General features: G+C 51.9%; 10 protein-coding genes. 1 reads left to right on the top strand and 9 read right to left on the bottom strand.

Annotated elements, in window-relative coordinates:
* From BLQ88_RS35255 to BLQ88_RS35215, 9 genes are all read right to left on the bottom strand, one after another.
* Nucleotides 1-4,670 (bottom strand): SBBP repeat-containing protein (locus BLQ88_RS35255; protein WP_090157712.1); only part of this gene is annotated, 4,670 nt, incomplete at its 3' end.
* A 228-nt stretch (nucleotides 4,671-4,898) separates the two neighbouring features.
* The gene (locus BLQ88_RS35250; RefSeq protein ID WP_090157722.1) at nucleotides 4,899-5,525 is read right to left on the bottom strand and encodes a response regulator; all 627 of its coding nucleotides are present in this window, start codon (nucleotides 5,523-5,525) and stop codon (nucleotides 4,899-4,901) included.
* A gap of 49 nt (nucleotides 5,526-5,574) precedes the next feature.
* Nucleotides 5,575-6,204, bottom strand: coding sequence for a response regulator transcription factor (locus BLQ88_RS35245; protein ID WP_090157711.1), 630 nt, complete (start codon nucleotides 6,202-6,204; stop codon nucleotides 5,575-5,577).
* 135 nt (nucleotides 6,205-6,339) lie between these two features.
* A complete protein-coding gene (locus BLQ88_RS35240) occupies nucleotides 6,340-7,662 on the bottom strand; it encodes a T9SS type A sorting domain-containing protein (protein ID WP_090157710.1) in 1,323 nt (440 codons plus the stop codon).
* 31 nt (nucleotides 7,663-7,693) lie between these two features.
* A complete protein-coding gene (locus BLQ88_RS35235; RefSeq protein ID WP_090157709.1) occupies nucleotides 7,694-8,419 on the bottom strand; it encodes a hypothetical protein in 726 nt (241 codons plus the stop codon).
* 89 nt (nucleotides 8,420-8,508) lie between these two features.
* Complete coding sequence (locus tag BLQ88_RS35230) at nucleotides 8,509-9,834, bottom strand: T9SS type A sorting domain-containing protein (protein WP_090157708.1); 1,326 nt, start codon at nucleotides 9,832-9,834, stop codon at nucleotides 8,509-8,511.
* A gap of 87 nt (nucleotides 9,835-9,921) precedes the next feature.
* The gene (locus BLQ88_RS35225; RefSeq protein WP_229212998.1) at nucleotides 9,922-10,599 is read right to left on the bottom strand and encodes a hypothetical protein; all 678 of its coding nucleotides are present in this window, start codon (nucleotides 10,597-10,599) and stop codon (nucleotides 9,922-9,924) included.
* 26 nt (nucleotides 10,600-10,625) lie between these two features.
* Complete coding sequence (locus BLQ88_RS35220; protein WP_090157706.1) at nucleotides 10,626-11,513, bottom strand: tail fiber domain-containing protein; 888 nt, start codon at nucleotides 11,511-11,513, stop codon at nucleotides 10,626-10,628.
* Nucleotides 11,514-11,570: 57 nt separating this feature from the next.
* Nucleotides 11,571-12,296 (bottom strand): hypothetical protein, encoded by a 726-nt coding sequence (locus BLQ88_RS35215; RefSeq protein ID WP_090157705.1) that lies wholly within the window; start codon nucleotides 12,294-12,296, stop codon nucleotides 11,571-11,573.
* A 581-nt stretch (nucleotides 12,297-12,877) separates the two neighbouring features.
* Here BLQ88_RS35215 and BLQ88_RS35210 point away from each other — a divergent pair.
* Nucleotides 12,878-14,194, top strand: a complete 1,317-nt coding sequence (locus BLQ88_RS35210) for a sensor histidine kinase (RefSeq protein WP_143017008.1) — start codon at nucleotides 12,878-12,880, stop codon at nucleotides 14,192-14,194.
* The last annotated feature ends 101 nt before the right edge of the window (nucleotides 14,195-14,295 follow it).

Below are 14,295 nucleotides of genomic sequence, written 5' to 3'. Positions count from 1 at the left end.
TTAACCACCACTACTACTTCCTTGTAATTGCTGCAACCCGTGTTCAGGTTGGTCTGCGTCAGACGGTAAGTCTGGGTAGAGCCGGCAGCAACGGTTGTAGAGGTTGCGTTCGGGCTAGCTACACCCGCCAATGGGCTCCATTGCCATGTAGTGTTCGCAGGAGCGGTACCTGCCAGTGAAAGTGTCGCTACGCCGCCTTCGCAAATCGCCGTGTTACCGGTGATGGCAAAGTTGGCCGGGGTGTTTACGGTTACCACAACCTGGTCGGTGGTAGTACAGCCGTTTAAAGTGACACTAACCGAGTAAGTGGTTGTAACAGTCGGCTTCACGGTCGGCTGTGCCACATTAGCAGCGCCTACGATGCTCGCGCCTGTCCACGAGTAGGTAGCGCCCGCGATAGCAGGAGTACCGATCTCAGTAGATTCGCCAGGGCAAAGTACGGCGTCAGAACCAGCATTGGCTGATGGGCTTACTTTAACCTGGTCGGTGAAAATACAGCCGCTTGGCAAAGCCACTGTAACCGAATAGATCGTTTCGGTGGTTACTGTCGCGGTCGGGTTAGCTATGTTGGTGGCGTTCAAGCCTGTCGCAGGAGCCCACGCGTAGGTAGCACCCGCAGGAGCAGCAGGGTTACCAGCCGCGCCATAGCCTATCGCGATCGGGCCAGCGAGGCAAACGTTTTGATCGGCCAGTTCAAGGCCAGTTACCGGATTCACGGTTAAGGTCACCTGGTCGGTCATTGGCGTCGAGCAACCCGGATAGCTAACTTTCACGGTATAAGTTGTCGTAGCAGTAGGGTTGACGACCGTCGGGTTTGCAACTGTATTGCTGCTTAGCCCGGTCGCAGGCGTAATGCCATCAGCCATAAACCATTCATATTGTGCGAACGGCTCCGCTGCACGCCCCAGCTGCACAGACTCTCCCTGGCAAGTGGTTACGGGTGCACCAGCATATTCGCCGGCGGTGACAGTGTTGCTTAAAACTACCGTGTCTTTGGCTACACAGCCGGATAATGGATCGGTCACGGTCAATATGAAGCTTTGTGGCGAAGCGGATGCGAACTGGATCTGTGGTTGCGGATCGGTTGGTCCGGTTCCATTGGTCCATGCCGCATTCGATGGCTCCCACGCGTAGGTCCAGTTGGTACCTTCGGGGGCAGGAGATCCCAAAGTGACGGTGGCGCCGTTACAAACCGCGCGGTCGTTACCAGCAGCGCCAACGGGTGCTGATACCGTTACAGTTACGGTGTCGCGGTTTACGCAGCCCGAAGCTGTCTCGGTGATCGCCACGCGGAACTGCGTTGTATTGGCAACAGTAGCCGTCGGATTGGACAAAGTGGGGTCATTCAGACCGGCACCAGGCTGCCATGCGTAGGTGAAACCTGCATGGGCTACATCACCGATCTGAACGGTGGTATTCGGGCAGGTATACTTGTCAGTTGCCGTAAATGCCGGTAGCGACCATCCCGGTGGGTTGATCACAATGGATTTGAAGCAAGTGATGGAGCCGTCATACTTGTTGGTGATCGTTACAGTGATCGTAGCTTGCGCGGTAGAAGTAATCTTTACGGTCGGTGCGCTTGGATTGTCGACCAGATTGGCGGGGCTCCATGAGAAGTTGTAGTTCGAAGGCTCCGCGATTGAAGTACCTAATGTCAAAGCCACAGAGCCAAAAACTTTTGGACAAGCCTGGTCAGACAAGGTAAGTATTTCAAAATCACAGCCTCCTGAGCCCGAGCATGCCTGTACTGACACGTCGGCCGAGCAGGTCACATTGTTCAGGGTGACGGTACGGCGGAAAACCGCAATGCCGTTGTCGCTTTTCAGGTAAGCATCCTGACCGGAGTTGGCAGTTTGCAGCACGGTGCCGCTTCCGGAGACGACGCTCCATGTATAAGTTGCACCTGCGGCATTCTGTTCGTCGAGATGTCTGCTCCATACAGGACCACAAACCGTTTCGTCCTGGTCAGTTATGCGGTTATTCAGCACAGATACTTTCACTTCATCGGTGAAGGCGCATCCGTTTTTGATAGCGGTAACCGTGTAATTGATCGCCCCGCCGGTCACAGCTGCAGTACCCGCATTGAATACGGGATTAGCAACCTGGGAAGCGGAAAGATACTGGCCCGAGGTCCAGGTGTAGGCAAATGTCGCATCCGCGGTGCCGCCGAGGGTAACGGATGTATTTTTACAAATCGTTTTGTCTGTTCCGGCAAACGTCAATGTGTTGTTTGGCGCAGTCACCGGGGTTACGGTCACGTCGTCGGTCGTTACACAAGTACCACCGCCTTTCTGTTGAACAGTGACCGTCAAACGGTACACGGTAGCGGTAGTCGGGTTGGCAATGGGCTGTGCACAGGTCGTACAACTCAGAGATGAAATCGGGTCACCGGAAATGCTTGTCCATACATATGAAACCGAAGGACTGGAAACGGGTGGTGCGCCGATCTGAACGCCACCTGCACCCTGGCAGATAGCCTTGTCGGTGCCTGCATTGGCGATAGCGGGCACAATCGTTACCTGGTCGATATCCACACAACCGGCCGCGTCCGTTACCTGTAAAGTATAGGTCGTTGCTTCGGTAATGCCCGGGGTGGTCCAGGTACCGGTAGAAGCCAGCGGCGTGCCATTGCTGGTGCTGCCTTCGTACCAACTGTAGGTGTAAGCGGGTGTGCCGCCGGAAGCAGTTCCCGCCAGTTGTACCGTATTGGAGCCAGGCCCGCAGACAAACCACTGCGGTCCGTCCGCGTTAGCAATCGGCGACACATCGGTACCGATGATGACCGAGGCCACCCCGGAGCTGTCTACTGTTTTGAAACCACAAAAACCGTCGTTGACCTTTACAATCCGGCGGTAATATGCCGACGTGTTTCTGGCCAGCGGCTGCAAATCCTTGAATACCTCGCCGGGCATATCCGCCCACGGCCCCGTCGCGCTTTCGGCAATTTGCCATTGGTAAAGCATGGTAGTACTGTAACCGGATGGCGATGTAATAGCAGCAGGGCTCGCATTGATTACCTTGGGAATTCCCAGGATACACGCCTGTTGGCTGGCTGGTGAAAGCGTAGTCGTAGCGAATTGGAGATTATCGGGAACGGGATTGGCCGATAGCTTCCAGACATACTGAGAACGGATATTTCCATTCGCTGTCGGTGTGATTGCATACTTGCAAGGGCCGAACTGGGCGTCGGTAGCATAAACCCCACCCGCATAAATGTCGCCAGCGGCGTCTACACCAACAGATAGCCCGTCTTCAAGGGAAAAGATGGCGCTTGCCCCTCCCGCAGTTTTGATCCATACGAAACCCGCGTCGGTGGTGTACTTGCTTACAAAAATATCTGTGCTGGCAATGTTAGTCCCCCGGTTGGTTACCTTAACGACTCCCGCTCCCGGGTCCCAGTCGCGGTCCAGGAGTGCGGGCGCATTGGAATAGCGGCCTGTGGCGAACAGATTCCCGGCATTGTCGAGGGTAATGTCCCCAACAGCATTACCCTGGAACATTCCCCAGACGTAATTCCCGTTCCCATCCCATTTGGTGATGAAACCGGCTGCGGGTATGTCGGTAGTACCGGAACCTGGGTCCAGGTCCATCGTGCCCGACGCGTTTCCTCCGATATAGATATTACCTGTACCATCCGCTTCGATTTCCGTTACGCTGCTGGTACCGGTATTTGCGATAGTCTTGACCCATTGAAATGTTCCGGCGCTGTTCAATTTTGTGATAAACGCCGTTTGGGTCGTCACCGCAGGAAGAGAAAGGGTGCCAAAATCGGAAACTCCGCCATTTGCGCCCAGAGTACCTCCGACAAACACATTGCCATTCCCATCAACAGCCAGTGAGGTTCCATTGTCGTTGAATGCTCCCCCCATCCGTCTTGCCCATATAAATGAGCCGTCGGGAGCAAGTTTTAAAAGATATGCGTCAATTGCCGATGCACCCGGGGATGTCAGCTCGGACACCCCTGCACCCGGGTTGAAGTCGACTGTATTGGCAAAGAGCCCGGCTACATAAATATTGCCGGAACCATCGGTTTTTATCTGGTTACCTGCGCCGTTGCTTCCTGCGACAGCGGAGGTGTCCCCTAATCGGGCAGCCCATAAATAATTTCCGTTGCCGTCGAGCTTGAGTATAAACGTTTCAGTGCCATTTGACGCTCTGGTCGAAAGTTCTGCAACGCCACTACCCGGGTTGAAGTCGGCGGTTCCCCTGAATGACCCGGCGATAAGTAGGTTTCCTGACGCATCGACCGCGATGGAAGAACTGGTGAACTGAACCGTAGCGCTGATCTGTTTGACCCACACCAGGTTTTTGTTTTTATCCAGCTTCTGGATGTAGGCAGATGCGCCGGTAGCTCCTGCGGTCAAAGGACTTACGCCCGGACCTGGGTCGAAATCGACGGTTTCGAAGTAATTCCCGACCATATAGGTGTTTCCTGCCGGGTCGGTAGCGCCTCCCCGCGGGGTAGCTACCGCCCCTGCTGTAACCAGGCCGGGTTCTGCTACCCACACATCACCTACGTCCTGCGTTGCTTGGGCCCGCGCCTGGCCGGATTGCAGCCAGAGCAAGAAAAGGCAACATAATGCTGCCAGCCCGGCATTGCAGCCCGATCGTGTTCGATTGCCCAATCGCCTGGAAGTCAATGCTAATTTGATAAATAATTGTTTCATCATTTAATGTAGAGTTTGGTTCGTTAAAAGAGCCTTGGCGGCGTACATTTTCATTTTATCATAGGCAGTCACTGGGTTGAGGTGGACGATTTATCGGAGTTGTGTGTGTATAGTGGTTGAAATCTTGCCGGTGACAGATCCGGGACAGCACAGCGATTCCTCCCGTCCCTTTCGGACATACGGGCCGGTAATCGCCGTCCAGGTATTCGCGAAGTACAACCGGGACGAGTATCAATCCCCGACTTTCTTGGATAGTTCGAGGACGCTGGTGACGCCCATTTTTTGAAATATCCGGGCCTTGAAGGTGCTGACAGTATTTGAGCGGAGGTTTAAATCCAGCGCGATCTCTTTCACCCATTTGCCTTTTATTAACATATTCATCACTTCCCGCTCGCGTTCCGATAGTCCCAGCGGTGTCTTTCGGGTTTTGCCACCAGAGATTCCTGTTGAAACCGTATCGAGCAACCTTTCCTGAACCGTTAGACTGACATACCGTTTTTTCTTCATGACCGTGGTGATGGCGGTGATCATTTCGTTTCTTTCCGCGGACTTCGACAAATAGCCGTTCGCACCGGCGGTAATATATTCCAATGCATGTGTCTGCTCATCCGCGGCAGAGCACATCAGGATTACCACTTCGGGCCGCCATTGCCTGATGCGTTCGATCATTAGCTTTCCCTTTCCTCCGGGGATATCGATATCGAGTAAGATCAAATCGAATAGCGATCCCTGGACATGCGCAATTCCGCTTTCAAAACTGTCTGCTTCGACTATGGTTACCTGGGGATACAGTTCGTTGAGCACGATTTTTTGACTCATCCGGACAAGGAAGTGATCCTCAATTAGTAGAATTTTCATCATTCAAAATTTTTGTTGGTAGGGGTGCTGTAATCAACTATTCGGTTTGTCAGTAATTGGGTTTCTCGTTGACTAAAACCTTATTGAGCTTGATTGCCAGATCCACTACATTGTCTACTTCAAGCTTTTGGAAGATTTTTCGTTTGTAGTAGCCTACACTTTTTGAGCTGCCCCCGGCGATGACAGCGATTTCCTGATGCGACTTATTGGTGACTAACAGATCGGCCATCAACTCTTCCCTTTTGGTCAGCGTCTGATTAAGAGGCTTTTCCGTAATGTGGGACAGTAATTGTTGTTGAATGTCAGAACTGATATACCGCGTGTTATTTTCGGCCCGCCGGAGGCCTTCATGGATTTCTTCCGGCAATGACTTGTTGGAAAACAGCGCCGTCGCACCAGCGCGGATAAACGTATACATGAACTGGGTCTGATCGCCGAGATTAACCAGGATCGCCGTGTGCGGATTTGCATTCTTGAAATTGCCGAGCAGAACCGTGTCCTTCGCGTCGGCCGCTCCGGCGTCCAGGATCATCGCCTGGCATTCATATACGGGTGAAACCTCAATAGCATTTCGGACTGTGGTAGTTTCGACGATAATGCCATCCGGGTACTGTTTTTTGACAACAGCACGTATTGCCATCGAAAATAAATGGTTATCGGTAACGATTAATATCGTCATGAGCAGGTAGGGTTATTCATGAAAACGGGTGCTGCGCGTGCCGTCGGTTGAAGGTATGACGGCCAGGGGCAAAAAAATGCTTGAAGGGCGTTAATCAACGATCCGGATCTCAATGGTGATCCGGATCGCATGACGTCACCTTGTAATGGCCACTTTGTGTGCGTTGATAGTGCCGTCAAACAGGGCCAGGATAACGATGTAGGTGCCCGGTGCCAGTTTGCTGACATCGACGCCTTGATCGGAAACCTTTTGCTGTTGGAGTACATTCCTGCCCGAGGTGTTCCTGATCGATACTTCCCGGACCCTGGCATAGTCGTTCACCAGAAGCTTGTCTGATACCGGGTTGGGATAAGTGCTGATGGCGGCACCGTCGAATCTGACGTTGCGGGCAATGCTATACGTGAACGTATTATCCTTGTCGACCATCTTCAACCGGTACAAGTTCACTCCTGAAAGCGGATTATTGTCTACAAAAGAATAGTCAACCAGTACGGCGCTTTCCTGCGAGGAGGCAACGGTTCCGATATTGCCCCAGTTTTTACCGTTCGCGCTGCGTTCTACCTCGAACCGGTCGCTGTTGGTTTCTTCGGTGGTAGCCCAGGTGAGTAAAGTTGTCTGTCCTTCGGCAACGGCCGCGAAGCGGGCCAGGGTCACCGGCAACGGAACGACAAGCGATGCAAATGTGTAGGCCGTGTAAGTATCGGGGCCCAGGGGGCTTACGGTCGTGATCGAGCCCGCGGACAGGTCGCTGGTACCACCTAAAACCGACGTGACATCGGTTTTCGAAGGAATAGCTTCCCATTGGGTCCCATTCCAGCCAACAATGGTCAGTTTGCCGAGTTGTCCACCGGTCAATGTGGAAACGGCGCTGCTTGCGTCCCAGGTCAATGTCAACAGGGTCGCGTTAGCGCCGTCGATGTCCCAGTATTCGACGGTGCTAACCACCTCGACGTTAAGTCCCATGCTGCTGGTAGCGAACGGCCCTCCAGAGGGGAGCGCGGCATAGTCCGAACCCGTGAACAGGTTACTTGTAACGGCGGTATTGGCGTCGGCATGAAAATAAGCACCCATCACGCCATCGGCCGAAGCCGCAAACTGGCCCAGCGAGCCATTGTCTCCGACAGGGAAAACAAACTGCCCTGTCCCGTACTTACGCACGTAGCCGTCCACATAGCCCGCGTCAGAGGCACCTGCGGAGGTAAGGTTATCGCCTGCGAAATTGAGCACGCCGAAGTTACCTGCTGCGCGCTCGGTCAGGATCACGCCCGGCTGGGCGCCACCACCGCCGGTAACGAAGTTATGGTTGCTGAAAAAGGTCATCTGGGCACCGCCGAAGATCGTCGTGTTGCCCTGGCTGCCTTCCTGCGCCTGGGCAACTACTCCCGGCAAAAGCAAAGCACTAAGCAGTGCCCTGCCGATCCATCCTTTTCGGGATGCACTGGTATATAGTTGTTTCATTGTAAAGTCTGTTTGATGGTACTTGGGGCGGCTAGTTTTTATTACAATCGACACGAGTGCCGGAGAAAAAAATCGCGGCAGTAGTTACCGAATCGGGCTTGACCCCGCTGACATGATCGGAATTTATTTGAAACGTGACCTTATCGCCTGCTGTAAAATAATTGGCAGATGTTACATCCTGCCAAGCCCCAACCCCGTAATTCAATTCGGGTGAAACAGTATGGCTTAAAAGACCCTTGGAAGTTGAAACCAAATCAATAGAGGTATTTCTGGTGCCGGTATTTCCGATAGCAACATTATAAGTACCCACCGACCCGTGAAAGATGTAGAATCCATTCTCAGGGATGGTATACTCCCCGGTTGCACTATTATAGGCACCGGAAGGAGAGTAAGCGACATTATTGGCAATCAGTGTAACCGGCGTATATACACCGGTATCGACTACCGGTGTAGTCGTATTATCTCCCTTCGCATCAAAGCTGGCGCACCCGGCCCCGCTCGTTTGCCAGCTTCCGCCACCATTGGCGTCGGAGGTAAATACTTTTCCTGCGCCCTGCGTTCCGTCCGTAATGGTCACCTGCCCGGTTGATTTGTTAATGGCGGTTTTTCTCCCGGGGGTCGAAGCCTCTACTTCCAGGTTATTATTCGGGTCAATGGTTGTAGGATTGCTTCCGATTTTGACTTGTGCGAAAGAAACCGATGATGCCGCAAGCCCCAAAGCAAATATGAATGCTGAAAATAACGTAGATGTTTTCATAATAGGTTTTGTTTTAATGGAAGTAATTTGATCGAAATGGCATGAGCATAACCCGGGTTACAAACTATAACCCGGGTCTGCTTTCAGCATTACTTGGTAATGACTACTTTGTGTGTGCTGATAGTGCCGTCAAACATGGTCAATGTGATGACGTAAATGCCTTGTGGAAGCCTTGTTACATCAATTCCGGCAGAAGACGGATGTTGATTCGCAAGGACTTTCACACCGCTAGCGTTATGTAAATCTGCTTGTTTTACTAATTGATGGTCGCGGATCAAAATTTTGTCCACAACCGGGTTTGGGTAAGGCACCAAACCACTGCCGGCTGCTATTTCAACCAAACGGATAGTGCTATACGCGAAGGTTCCGTCAAGGTCTACCATTTTAAGCCGATAAAAATTCTGACCTGCCAGCGGGCTCGCATCTACATGGGAATAATTGACGAGCACTTTGCTGTCTCCCTGAGAAGCTACCGAAGCGATCCGGCCCCATTGCTTTCCGTTGTTGCTGCGTTCGATGTCGAAACGATCGCTGTTGGACTCCTCGGTGGTCGACCAGTTGAGTACGACAGTCCGGCTTTCGGCAGCTGCTGTAAACCTGGTTAACGTGACCGGCAGCGGGAGTACAAGGGATGCAAACGTATAGGCGGTATAGGTATCCGGCGCCAATGGTGAGATCGTTGTGATAGAACCGGCTGTGAGGTCGCAGCTGCCACCCAATACCGATGTGGTATCCACTTTGGATGGAATGGCCACCCATTGCGTCCCGTTCCATCCAACAATCGTCAGCTTGTTGAGCTGGCTGTTTGTCAGTGTACCGATGGCACTTCCGGCGTCCCATGTCAATGTCAGCGGCGTAGCATTCGCTCCATCGATATCCCAATACTCAACCGTGCTCACAACATCGACATTGGTACCCATGCTGCTGGTGGCAAATGGGCCGCCGGCGGGGAGCGCAGCGTAGTCGGTCCCCGTGAAAAGATTGCTGGTAACGGCCGTATTGGCATCTGCGTGGAAATAGGCGCCCATAACGCCGTCGGCCGAAGCCGCAAACTGGCCGACAAAACCATTGTCTCCGACAGGGAAAACAAATTGCCCCACTCCATACTTACGCACATAGCCGTCCACATAACCCGCGTCTGAGGCACCTGTGGAGCTAAGGTTATCGCCCGCGAAATTGAGCACGCCGAAGTTGCCTGCTGCGCGCTCGGTCAAGATCACACCCGGCTGGGCACCACCACCGCCGGTAACGAAGTTATGGTTGCTGAAAAAGGTCATCTGGGCACCGCCGAAGATCGTCGTGTTGCCTTGGCTGCCTTCCTGCGCCTGGGCGAGGTTTCCAACTAAAAGCAAGGCTGTCAAGGCAGCCTGACTTATCCATCCTTTTCGGGATGAAGTGGTATAGTTTTGTTTCATTGTAATGTCTGTTTAATGCTTTGAATGGATGTTTGCGTTCGAAAGCAACTTACTTTCAAACCCGCGATCAGCTAACCGAACGGCCTATCAAAATGGCCCGACAGCATAGGTTTCCGTAAATCGCAGTTCGCCGGAAAAGAAACCGGTTTGAAACCAGAAGTAAAGCGTTTGAGGACCCGCAACCGCAACTCTGAACGATGGGGTTGTATGGTATGCCCCGCCGGCAATAACCATCCATTCCGCTGCCACGCCCACCGCGTCATAAGTTGAAGGGCTGGTCGACAAAGCGGTATTGATAAAAGCCTGGTTACCGACAGGGTAAACTGTGGAAGCAGTCGGCATCGTCCATTGGGCAGTAACCATGTAAGTACCTGCCCTGGTCAAGGTGATCGTTGCACCTGAATAGGTAGCAAACGTTCCCGTATTGGTGACGGTTACTTGATTCCCCGTAGTTCCATTGACCATCGCCCCGGCCAATGGATTTTGCCAACTGGTACCGCCGGCTGCATCCGAAGTTAATACTTTCCCGGCACCCTCAGTACCGTCGGCAATGGTTACCTGGCCTGTTGTTTTGTCTATTTTCGTCTTGCGTCCTGGGGTAGAGGCCTCCACTTCCAAATTGGAGTTGGGCTCGATAGTCGTCGGGTTCGTTCCAATTTTCACCTGAGCGAATACGGTGGAAGAGCCGACAAGCATTGCAGCGGCAAATAGCGCCAAGGTTAGTTTCGTCCTGGAAATTTTGGATAATAGAATTTGTGTTTTCATATCGATGAGTTTTAAAATATCAGCATTTACCGGCTCACGGATTTTGTATTATTCGCGCCACTAAACAGCCTTTCCAGTTGTGATACGCGGTTGTTGAGTTCGGTATATGAGGCTTCTTTACGTTTCAATTCCGCGCTTAGTTGCGATTTTTCGCTTTCCAGCGACTCTACTTTCTCATTCAGTTCCTGTACCGATTTGACAAGCATTGGAACGAGCTTGCTGTAATCGACCTGCCAGGGCTTAGTCTTCTCATCGTCGCCACCCACTCTGACGGCCTGGGGATAAATTTGATGCAACTCCTGCGCCAATACCCCTGTCGCCAGCTTTTTTTTGGAATCGGCTTTGTAATTGTAATCGTAGATTTTAACGGCTTTCAGCGCTTCCAGTCCGAATTTTGTGGCGTGGATGTTTTCCTTCAGACGCTTGTCCGAAGTGGTTCCGTAAATCACCCCGCCCGCGCCATTGTATGTGATTGCACCAACACCGCCAGGAACACCACTGACGCTAAAAATGATGAAGGATTCCTCAATGGTACCCGTCGGTTTGGAAAGATGGAGTGGAGCGCCGCCTCTCCGCTGAATACCGACCCACGCGTCCCCAGCACCGGCGCTTATCTCAACACCGTCGATATTCGATGTTCCTGTCCAGATTGTCCCGGTTTGCTCGCCGGGCTGTGAAAGGATTTTAGTAGTTCCACGAATATCCAGCCAGGCTTGCGGCAGTGCGGTGTTAATACCAACGGCGCCGGATTGCAATACCACCGTATGCGTATTGATACTGGACTCGACATCCAGGTGAGCCCCTGTGCTTATCGCTGTTGGATTTGCCCCGATTTTTACCTGGGCCATGGAGGCGGTCGATGCCGTGGCAGCTACGGCGAATGCGATCGCCGATAACAATTGCTTTGTTTTCATAGCGTTGACGTTTAGAAATTGTGGAATTACCTTTTACTTGCACAGAGGGCTGGTGCATCAATCTATTTTGGTAACGGTCATGTAAGCACGTCCGCAGGTACCTGTCCAGATGGGGTTCACGGGAGGATTTCCGTCCGTCTGCATAGTGTACCCCTCCAGCGAGATGCCGTCGCCAGTTGTCAATTTGCCCGTGTAAACGACAGATTGCCAGTCCCCGGCCGTCGCACCCATCGGGCTGGTACCCTTGAAGATCGGACCGCCATTTTCCGACACTACCCATATCCTCGTCCAGAGTGTGACACCGGCGCCGGTGGTGCTGATACATGAGAGCCCTACCTGGACAGAATACGTGCCATCCGAAGGCACAATAAACCTTTTGGCCGCGCCATCCCAGGATGATGCTCCGAGGGTCGGGATCAGTGGCAGGCGCTGGCTGGGTTCATCGTGTGTAGTAAATGTGGGAATGGTGGCCAGGCCGGTAATGGCCCCGCTGAATGCTGTCACGGGTATCGCCAGGTCCGACTGGCTCCGCCAGGTAGCAACTCCGTTCGCGTCGGAAGTGAGTACTTTCCTGTCGCCCTGGGAGCCGTCGGCGATCGTCAGTTTACCTGTGGTTTTGTGGATACTGATTTTTTTGACCGGATCGGAGCTTTCCACTTCCAGGTTATTGTTCGGATCGATTGTTGTCGGATTCGAGCCAATTTTAACCTGGGCAAAAGTGAGTGATGACATGGCCAATGCCAAGTTGAGCAGCAGCGTAGAAATTAGTTGACGTGTTTTCATATAACTGATTTTAGATTAACAAATGCTTTTCGTGTAGCCGATTAACCGATCGTGGGACATTGATCATCCGCTCGTCCCGAATAGACTTGCAATGCGGAGCGACGGTTTATTATGTCTGAATCCTGACCTTTTGGTCCAGAACAAACATAGAGAGACTGTCCCGAACCGACCCGTCGAGATCTACAAAAAGAACCAAGAGATAAATCTATCAATGTAGTAGTAAGTCTATATTTGAACTTGCTATTATTTGGCGTGTCTCAGGCGGACCCGGATTGTGATGACGGAGGGCAGAGGCGTTAATGTGTCGCCCCGGCCGCAATTAGGCGTAGTGAGGTAAAGTTGCGCACGGTTATGCAGCAAACTTTGAAACCTATGATAGGGAGTTGAACGTAGGGGAATGTCTACAAATTAATTTTATGTTAACTGCGCCCCAATATACTTGATAGCAGCCATCTGACAACTGGTGGAAGCATACCTGGCGCACTTATCCGGTTTTGAAAAGTACTTTTTTACACGTGGCAACTCTAGATGTCGGTTTCAGTCGCTTAATTGTATTGAATTTTGCTCGAACGAAGGTTTTAATGAAAAAATATAATCTACAACTCGGTTCGTCAATTGCGACAGTACTGGCTTTATCTCTGTTGCCTGTGCGGCTCTCCGAAGGCCAGGCTGCTGATCCAGTAAACCTGATTGGATCAGAGGTGGTGATATGGCTGATGTGCTTATCGATGTGGCTTGTGACCTATCACATTTATTTCAGGGTCCATTTAGTCCGATGGCAGAAAGCGGTTATTTCACTGGTCTTTTGCGCATTGCTATCCATTTTATTCTACTATGGTTCAAATCCCTTTTTTGAGGATTATCCGATTAAGCCTATTCGCGAACTTCCGCTTTGGGTGGCGTCGATCCGGCTTTCTTTACGTGGCCTCTTAATGGGTTTGATCATGGTTCCGGTCATTTTTTTGCGTGAAATCGAACGTCAGCGTCAAAGGGAAGAACTGCAAAGGGAAAGGGACCGCACAGCAAATGCCGAGCAGCAAAGGCAATTGTTGGAAGAGCTCGTAATTGAACGGACCGCGGAACTGGAACATGCACTTTCCGTATTGAGCGCGTCACAGGACGAACTGGACCATCAGGTACACCTGCTGACGCGCGTAGTCGCGTCGATCACACATGATGTCAATGCGCCGCTGAGATTTATCATCGAGGGGGCCGAACGCATGGGCGATCTCATCGGAAATAATCAATTTAAGCGGGCGGCTGAATACAACCGGCAATTGGTATGGGGGCTGACCAATATAGCCACTTTCATGCATAACCACCTGGCATTCGCAAAAGGGCAGATCCACAAAGGATCGCTGCATTTGGGGAATGTGAACCTGGCTGCATTGGTGCGCGAGAAAACCGGAGTGTTTGAGCAGATCCTGTCTTCGAGGGGAAATACATTAAAACTACTCGTGGACGAGCGTTTGGCCGTAACCAGTAATGGCCATCTCCTGGGCGTGATCTTACACAATCTGGTCGATAATGCAACAAAAAATACAGGGGACGGCGTAATCGAAATAGCAACTGCGGTGGCAGACGGCCAGCTGCACTTAGATATCCAAAATACAATTCCCGCCGTCTCTTCGAACGAAAATGCAGACGCAGACCGCCCTTACAAGCCAGATTGGGATCTTGCCCAGCACGAGCAAGATGGGCAGGGGCTGGGTTTAATACTGGTAAGGGACATTTCGGCGCTGTTGAATATCGACTTTTTGATCGGCGCAGCGGCTGGAAAGGTAACTGCCAGGATCACTTTTGCGGAGTTCCACGTCCTACAAGATAGCCAAGTTGGCATTGCGAATGCGTTTCACCTGACTAAGAGCACGGCACCTAAGGTTGGCTTCATTCTATGAATAATGTAGAATAATTTCTAATTTGCTTCCTTTACGATGCGCTGGTGTTTTCCAAATGTGTAAAAATACTTTACTAGGGTTTCTCATACCATTTTTCTTTC

Origin of the sequence: Dyadobacter soli, from assembly GCF_900101885.1 — a bacterium.
GTDB lineage: Bacteria > Bacteroidota > Bacteroidia > Cytophagales > Spirosomataceae > Dyadobacter > Dyadobacter soli.
The sequence above is the reverse complement of the archived record's forward strand: the minus strand, read 5'-3'. Positions and strand labels throughout refer to the sequence as shown.

Bases quoted from the DNA above. Each gene is read 5' to 3' on its own strand.
- BLQ88_RS35250 (WP_090157722.1), bottom strand. From the start codon at position 5,525: ATGAAAATTCTACTAATTGAGGATCACTTCCTTGTCCGGATGAGTCAA.
- BLQ88_RS35245 (WP_090157711.1), bottom strand. From the start codon at position 6,204: ATGACGATATTAATCGTTACCGATAACCATTTATTTTCGATGGCAATA.
- BLQ88_RS35240 (WP_090157710.1), bottom strand. From the start codon at position 7,662: ATGAAACAACTATATACCAGTGCATCCCGAAAAGGATGGATCGGCAGG.
- BLQ88_RS35235 (WP_090157709.1), bottom strand. From the start codon at position 8,419: ATGAAAACATCTACGTTATTTTCAGCATTCATATTTGCTTTGGGGCTT.
- BLQ88_RS35230 (WP_090157708.1), bottom strand. From the start codon at position 9,834: ATGAAACAAAACTATACCACTTCATCCCGAAAAGGATGGATAAGTCAG.
- BLQ88_RS35225 (WP_229212998.1), bottom strand. From the start codon at position 10,599: ATGAAAACACAAATTCTATTATCCAAAATTTCCAGGACGAAACTAACC.
- BLQ88_RS35220 (WP_090157706.1), bottom strand. From the start codon at position 11,513: ATGAAAACAAAGCAATTGTTATCGGCGATCGCATTCGCCGTAGCTGCC.
- BLQ88_RS35215 (WP_090157705.1), bottom strand. From the start codon at position 12,296: ATGAAAACACGTCAACTAATTTCTACGCTGCTGCTCAACTTGGCATTG.
- BLQ88_RS35210 (WP_143017008.1), top strand. From the start codon at position 12,878: ATGAAAAAATATAATCTACAACTCGGTTCGTCAATTGCGACAGTACTG.